A 7719-nucleotide genomic window follows, 5' to 3' on the forward strand; every position below is an offset into this window, starting at 1 on the left:
CGGACCGCTGTCCCGGGCGCCCTTGAAGGAGAAGACCAATGTCGCTGTACGGAGCTTTGTTCTCGGGCGTGTCGGGGCTGCAATCCCAGTCCAGCGCCATGGGCGCCATCTCGGACAACGTCGCGAACGTCAACACGGTCGGCTACAAGGGCACGTCCGTGAACTTCAAGACGCTGGTCACCGCCCAGGTCTCGTTGACCCAGTATTCCCCGGGCGGCGTGCAGTCGGCGCCGCGCACCAACGTGGACATCCAGGGCCTGTTGCAGGCGACCACCTCGTCCACCGACTTCGGGCTGTCCGGCCAGGGCTTCTTCGTCGTGTCCGACCGGGCGACGGACCCCTCCGGCTACGCCTACAGCCGCGCGGGATCGTTCAAGATCGACAAGGACGGCTACCTGCAGAACGCGGCGGGCTACTACCTGCAGGGCTGGCCGCTGGAAACCTGGGACGGTACCGATACCGCCTCGACGGTGAGCTACAACAACGACACCTACATGAAGGCGTACCGCAACGCCAACGGCGATCTGTTCTATATCAACGACAACGCCGTCGACAGCATCAACATGCGGCCGTTGAACCTGAACACCATCGGCGGCACGGCGCGGGCCACGTCCACCTTGTCGGTTGGCGCCAACCTGCCCGCCGATGCCAACATCGGCACCACCGAGAAGACCAACGCGCTGATCTTCGACAGCCTGGGCAACTCGCACAACCTGCTCTACACCTGGACCAAGCGCGACCAGAACACCTGGGACGTAGCGGCCATGCCGCCCGAGGGCAGCGAAAGCGTCAATATCAAGGCCCAGGACGGGAGCACCTATTACTCCGCCGGACGCATCGACTTCACGGATTTGCCGGAGCATGTCGCTGGCGGTCAAACCATGGATATTGACATCAACGGTGTGACTGTCACGTATACGTTTACTGCGTCCTCCGGCACCGCCGGAGATCCCGTGGACACGGTTACGACCAGCACCGGTCTTACTGTCGCCCAGACGTTCACATCTCTGTCGGAGATGCTGGATGATCTGGCGGGCATGATCGAGGCGGACTTTCGCGATGGGGCATCCACACTGTATACGGCCCCTCCTGGAACTGTGGCGACGGTGACTGGCAAGTCGTCACCCAGTAACTGGGTCGACCGCGTCGCGGGTGAGAATGCCATCCTGTTGCGGCAATTTGACAACACGCAGGACATTCGGGTGGATGCTTCTGGTCTGACTGTCAGCGCTGGTGCGGATCCTGCGGTCATTCAGAATACGGTCTTTACGATATCTCAGTTGACGCCCGCTGCCGTTTGGCCTCCGACGACGGGGAACTGGCAGGGTTCATGGATCGGCGAACCTGACACCACGGCCGCGACCAACAACACCACCGACCCCAATACGACCAGCGCCGTGACTTTCAATGGTGACGGTACCCCCGCTACGTTCTTCGGATACACCGAGACGGACGAGAACGATCCGCGTTCCAGTATCGAACTGGACTGGGCCAACGGCGCCCTCAACATGGATGGGGGGGACGTCAGCAGTGGCGGGTCTCCGGCCGTCACCCAATTCTGGGGCAACTACAACACCAAGGACGGCCTGCAACAATTGTCCGGCGATTATCAGCTCAACTACATCAGCCAGAACGGCAACCGTTTCGGCAACTTCGCGGGCATCTCGGTGTCCGAGAACGGCATCGTCACCGCCCTGTTCGACAACGGCGTGCAGGCGCCCATCTTCATGATCCCGGTGGCCACCTTCGTGAACCCCAACGGCATGAACCCGCTGACCGGCAACGTCTTCCAGCAGACCGACAACTCGGGCCTGCCGACGGTGCGCGAGGCCGGCTCGGCCGGCGCGGCCTCGGTGGCCCAGGCGGCCCTGGAAGCCTCCACCGTGGACCTGGGCCAGGAGTTCACCACCATGATCACCACCCAGCGCGCCTACTCGGCGGCGGCGAAGATCATCACCACCTCCGACGACATGTTGGAGGAACTGATCCGCATCAAGCGGTAGACGGTGATCCGGCGCGGCCCCCGCCGCGCCGGGCGTTGACTTCTCTTCTCAAGGGCCGCCTCGCCCCCGGACAGCGTTCGGGGGCGTTCTTTATGGGTCATCGCGGAAGAGCGGGCCGACCGGTCCGGCTGTCACGCGGTCTCGGCGCGCGGGCCAATCTCTGCCATACTTCTGGCGGAGCATCCGTCAGCCCCGCGAGGTCACGGAGGGGCGAGCCAGGGAGATCGTGTCATGCCCAAGCCGCTTGCCCGCCCCACCCCCGGTTCCGCCGCCATGTCCGCGCCCAGGTCGGTCGCGGCCGTCGCGGCGGTGCTGATGCTGCTGGCCGGCCTGCTGGGCGGAGTCGTTCCCGGAGCCACGGCCTGGGCGAACGACCTGCCGGCGATGCACTCCCCGCTGGTCACGCACCTCGACACCCTGGATCCCCTGCGCGACCTGTCCCGGGACGCCCGGGCCTTCGTCCGCGACCTGCGGGACCGGACCGAGGGCAACGAGGACTGGGATGACCGGAACGCCGCCCTGACCCGCGCGCGCGAGGCCGCCGAGGCCGAGGACCGCCGGGGCGCCATCGCCGCCCTGGAGGACTACATGGACGCCGGCGGCGACGACGACGCCGACCGCTGGCGGTGGCTGGCGCGCCTGTACCTGGGGGCCGACCCGGCGGACCGGCGCGGGCACATGGCCGCCTGGACCGCCTGGGTGGCGGCCGACGGCGACCAGGACCGCCACGAGGCCCTGGCCCTGATGGCCCGGGTGGCCGCCGACGTGGAGGAGGCCGACATCGCCGTGGCACTGTACCAGGCGGCGCTGGCCTTCGGCGATGATGCCGAACTGCGGGCCGACCTGGACCGGGCGGCCGGGGGTCGGCCGGTTCCGGTGGCGGTGCGCGGCCGGATCGAGCGCGACGTGCCGGAACTCTGCGTGGCCTTCACCCGGGATCCGGTCGGCGACGGCTCCGTCCGCTACGCCGACTTCGTGGGGCTGGCCCCGGCCGACGAGGTGGTCGCCCGCGCCGACGGCGACGCCCTCTGCCTGTCCGGCTTCGGTCATGGCGTCGACGTGGCCGTGACCCTGCGCCAGGGGCTGCCGCTGGCCGATGGCGCCCGGCTGGCCGACACCGTCGCCTGGTCGGTGACCATCCCGAATCGCGAGGCCCGCATCGCCTTCGTCGGTGACGCCCATGTGCTGCCGGCCCGGGGCGGTCAGGGGGTGCCGGTGCAGACGGTGAACGTGGAGCGCATGGCGCTCGAGATCTACCGGGTGCCGTTCCGGGGCCTGGCCGAGGGCCTGCGCGAGAACACCCTGTTCTCCGACCTGCGCGGCTGGGACCTCTCGCGGCTGCGCGACGAGGCCGGGGTGCGGGTGTGGTCGGGCGAGATGGATCTCGCCGCCGTGCCCAACCGGCAGCAAAGCGCCGCCGTGCCCTTCGCCGAGGCGGTGCCCGATCCGGAGCCCGGGCTGTACGCCGTGGTGGCCACCATCGCCGCCCGCGAGGCCGAGCACTGGCGCGAGCGCCCCACCCAGTGGGTGATGGTCACCGATATCGGCTTGCAGACCTTCCATGGGGATCGGGAGATGGTGGTCTCGGCGCGCTCGCTGGAGACCGCCGGACCGCTGGAGGGTGTGTCCGTGGACCTGATCGCCCGCGACAACGCCGTGCTGGGCCGCGCCGTCACCAATGCCGAGGGGCTGGCGCGCCTGCCGGCGGGCCTGTTGCGCGGGCGGGGCGGGGCCTCGCCCAGTCACCTCGTCGCGCGCACGGCCGATGGCGCCGACCATGCCGTCCTGGACCTGGGCCGGCCGGCCCTGGACCTGTCCGACCGGGGCGTGGGCGGGCGCGTCGCGCCGGGTCCGCTGGACGCCTTCCTGTACCTGGAGCGCGGCATCTACCGCCCCGGCGAGACCATCCACGCCATGGCCCTGCTGCGCGACGACCGCGCCCGGGCGGTCCCCGACGTGCCCCTGACCGTGAAGGTGACCCGCCCCGACGGCGTGGAGGTGCGGCGCCTGGTGGTGACGCCGGACTCCGGCGGCGGGGCGGTCCTCGCCATCCCCACCAGCGACGCCGCGCGCACCGGCGCCTGGACCCTGACCGCCCACGTGGAACCCGACGGACCGGCCGTGGGGCAGGTGAGCGTGCAGATCGAGGACTTCGTGCCCGCGCGCATGGAAGTCCTGCTGGACACGCCCGAGGACGCCCGGCTGCGCCCGGGCGGCACGGTGCCGGTGGGGGTGGAGGCGCGCTACCTCTACGGCGCGCCCGGCGCCGGGCTGGCCGCCGAGGCCGAGATGCTGTTGACCCGGGACGAGCGGCCCTTTGGCGACGCCCATGCCGACTATCGCTTCGGCCTGGCCACCGAGACCTTCGAGGCTCAACGCGCCGACCTGACCCTCGCCGACACCGACGACCAGGGCAAAAGCCGGGTCGAGGCGGCCCTGGAGACCGTGCCCGACACCAGCCAGCCGTTGCGCGCGCTGGTGCGGGTCACCGTGCTGGAGCCGGGCGGCCGGCCCACCAACCGCGCCGTGTCCGTGCCGGTTCGCCTGACCGAGACGCTGGTGGGGCTGGATCCCCTGTTCGAGGGCGGCATGGTCGACGAGGGCGGCGATGCCCGCTATCGGGTGCTGGCCGTGGACGCCGCCGGCCGGCCGTTGCCGGGCCGGGGGCTTCGGATGATCCAGTATGCCGAGGACTGGGACTACCAGTGGTACAACGACGGCGAGGGCTGGCGCTATCGGGCCACGGTGCGCGACCGCCGGATCGAGGCCCGCGACCTGACCACCGGCGCGGACGGCACCGTGGAGGTCGCCATGCCGGTGGATGGGGGCCGCTATCGTATCGAGGTCGCCGACCTGGACAGCGGTGCCGTCTCCAGCCAGCGGTTCCGCGCCGGCTGGCGGACCGCCGCGCCCGGGACCCAGGACACGCCGGACACCCTGCGCCTGACCAGCGCGCGGGACACCTATGCCGTGGGCGAGGAGGCCCGCATCGCCCTGGATCCGCCCTTCGCCGGCGAGGCCCTGGTGACCGTCGCCGCCCAGGACGTGCTCTATACCACCACCGTTTCGGTGCCCGAGGACGGCGCCGAGGTGCGGGTGCCGGTCACCGAGGACTGGGGGCCGGGCGCCTATGTGCTGGTCAGCCTGCTCCGGCCGGGCACGGATACCGAACGCGGCCCGGGCCGGGCCGTCGGCGCCCACTGGGTGGCCGTGGACATGGCCGCGCGCACGCTCGACGTCACCCTGGACACCCCGGAGACCATCCGCCCGCGCGGGCCGCTGGCCATCCCGCTGTCGGTGGCCCACGCCGGCCCCGACACCCGGGTGACCGTCGCCGTGGTGGACGAGGGGATCCTTCAACTGACCGGCTTCGCGACACCCCGGCCGGACCGCGTGTTCCTGGGCAAGCGCCGGTTGGGGGTGGAGATGCGCGACGCCTACGGCGCGCTCATCGACGGCCGCGACGCCACCCCGGGTCGCCTGCGCGCCGGGGGCGATGCCGCCGGCCGGCACGCGCCCGGCCTGCCGGACAAGACGGTCCAGCCGCTGGCCTTCTTCTCCGGCCCCATTGCCCTGGACCGGGACGGCCGGGCCACCGTGACCGTGGACATTCCCGCCTTCAACGGCCGGGTGCGGGTGATGGCGGCGGCCTACGACACCCGGGGCGTCGGCCATGGCGAGGCCGAGGTGACCGTTCGCGACCGCATGGTCACCCTGGTGACGCTGCCGCGCTTCCTGGCGCCGGAGGACCGCGCCGCCGTGCGTGTCACCCTGGACAATGTGGACGGCCCGGCGGGGGACTGGGCCGTGCGCCTGGAGGGCCGGGGCGGCGTGGCCATCGCCTCCAACGCCGGCGCCACCCTGCCCATCGCGGCCGGCGGCCGCGCCACCCATGTGACCACGGTGAAGGGGGGACGGATCGGCGGCGGCGGCCTGACGCTGACGGTGACGGCGCCCGACGGCGAGGTCCTCACGCAGGACTGGGGCCTGTCGGTGCGGCCGGCGGCCACCCGCGAGACCCGCGCGCTCGCCAGCCGCCTCGCGCCGGGCCAGAGCCTGACCCTGGAAGCCGACGTCCTGGACGGCTTCGCGCCCGAGACCGCCGGTCTCACCGCCAGCCTGTCGTCGGTGCCCAACCTGGGGGTGGCCGGGCTGCTGCGCGACCTGGACCGCTACCCTTACGGTTGCGTGGAGCAGACCGTCAGCCGCGCGCTGCCGCTGCTGGTGCTGTCCGACGTGGCCGCCGCCGCCGGCGTGACCGACGCGGATGATCCCGCGCGGCTGACCGCGCGCGTGGATCGGGCCATCGCCCGGGTGATCGGCATGCAGCGGGGCGACGGCGGGTTCAGCCTGTGGGGTGGGGGCGAGCGCCGCGAATGGCTGTCCGCCTACGCCACCGAGTTCCTGGTGCGGGCCCGCGAGGCCGGTCATCGGGTGCCGCCATTCGCCCTCGACCGCGCGCTGCGGTTCCTGGACGACACGGTGGTCGGGCTGGAGTACCCCGACGAGGCCCTGCCGGCGCGCGCCTACGCATTCTACGTGCTGGCGCTGGCCGGAGAGGTGGACCCGGGGGCGCTGCGCTACGTCCACGACGTCGCCCTGAACCGCATGCCGGCGCCGCTGGCCCGCGCCCATCTGGGCGCCGCCCTGGCCATGATCGGCGACGCCACCCGCGCCGACTCGGCCTTCGATGCCGCCCTGGCGCCGATGCTGCATCTGTCCAGCCTCGCCGACGGCGCGGAGGACGGGGACCGGTCGCCCCGGGATCCCTACGGCTCGGCCCTGCGGGACGCGGCGGCCACGGTGGCCCTGATGGTCGAGGCCAACGACAGCGACGCGTTCGGGGCGGCCGAGGCCCTGGCGGACGCGCGCCTGGGCCGGCGGTATCTGAGTACCCAGGAACAGGCGCGCCTGCTGCTGGCCGCCCATGCCCTGCAAGAGACCCAGGGGCCGTTGTCGGTGGCCGTGACCGGCACATCACCGCATCCGCTGTCACCGGGCGAGGTCTTGCTGGTGCCGGGTCTGGACCAGGTGGCCGCCGGGGTCACCCTCGCCAACACCGGCGACGCCGTCGTCAATCTGGTGGTGCAGGGCGACGGCATCCCGGTGACGCCGCCGGCGGCGCTGTCCAACGGGCTGACGGTGACGCGGGCCTTCTACGACCTGGACGGCCGGCGGGTGGATCCGCAGCGGGTCGACCAGAGCGACCTTCTGGTGGCACTGGTCTCCGGCGAGGCGCTGGACCCGGCGGTCCTGGGCGAGGACCGCACCCACCACGCGCTGGTGGTGGACCTGCTGCCGGCCGGCCTGGTGCTGGAGAACGCCGCCGTGGGCGACGGCCGCTCCACCGCCGGGATGGACTGGCTGCCGGAGCTGACCCCCACCGAGCATGCCGAGATCCGCGACGACCGCTTCGTCGCCTCGGTGTCGCTCAGCCGCGAGCGGCCGGCCTTCACCATCGCCTACCTGGCGCGGGCGGTGACCCCGGGCGTGTTCACCCTGCCGGGCGTGTTCGTCGAGTCGATGTACCGGCCGGATTTGCGCGCCCGGGCGCGGGCGGGCCAGATGATCGTCGCGCCGCGGTGAGGGACCGGCGCGGGATGGGGTGGAGGGCCGTCGCGGGCTAGAGTGCTCTGGGGTCGGGTTGAGTCGCCAGGGATTCCCATGGGATCGATTTTATGATTCAACGGACTGACCGTTAGGAGGTCGGTCCGCA

General features: G+C 71.7%; 2 protein-coding genes. Both read left to right on the forward strand.

The window, feature by feature from the left end:
• Nucleotides 1–38 precede the first annotated feature (38 nt).
• Complete coding sequence (locus tag GGD89_RS12130; protein ID WP_184045588.1) at nucleotides 39–2003, forward strand: flagellar hook-basal body complex protein; 1965 nt, start codon at nucleotides 39–41, stop codon at nucleotides 2001–2003.
• A 231-nt stretch (nucleotides 2004–2234) separates the two neighbouring features.
• Nucleotides 2235–7589 (forward strand): alpha-2-macroglobulin family protein, encoded by a 5355-nt coding sequence (locus GGD89_RS12135; RefSeq protein ID WP_184045590.1) that lies wholly within the window; start codon nucleotides 2235–2237, stop codon nucleotides 7587–7589.
• Nucleotides 7590–7719 lie beyond the last annotated feature (130 nt).

The sequence above is a fragment of the Roseospira visakhapatnamensis genome, assembly GCF_014197915.1.
In the GTDB taxonomy this organism is placed as follows: Bacteria; Pseudomonadota; Alphaproteobacteria; order Rhodospirillales; family Rhodospirillaceae; genus Rhodospira; species Rhodospira visakhapatnamensis.

Bases quoted from the DNA above. Each gene is read 5' to 3' on its own strand.
- GGD89_RS12130 (WP_184045588.1), top strand. From the start codon at position 39: ATGTCGCTGTACGGAGCTTTGTTCTCGGGCGTGTCGGGGCTGCAATCC.
- GGD89_RS12135 (WP_184045590.1), top strand. From the start codon at position 2,235: ATGCCCAAGCCGCTTGCCCGCCCCACCCCCGGTTCCGCCGCCATGTCC.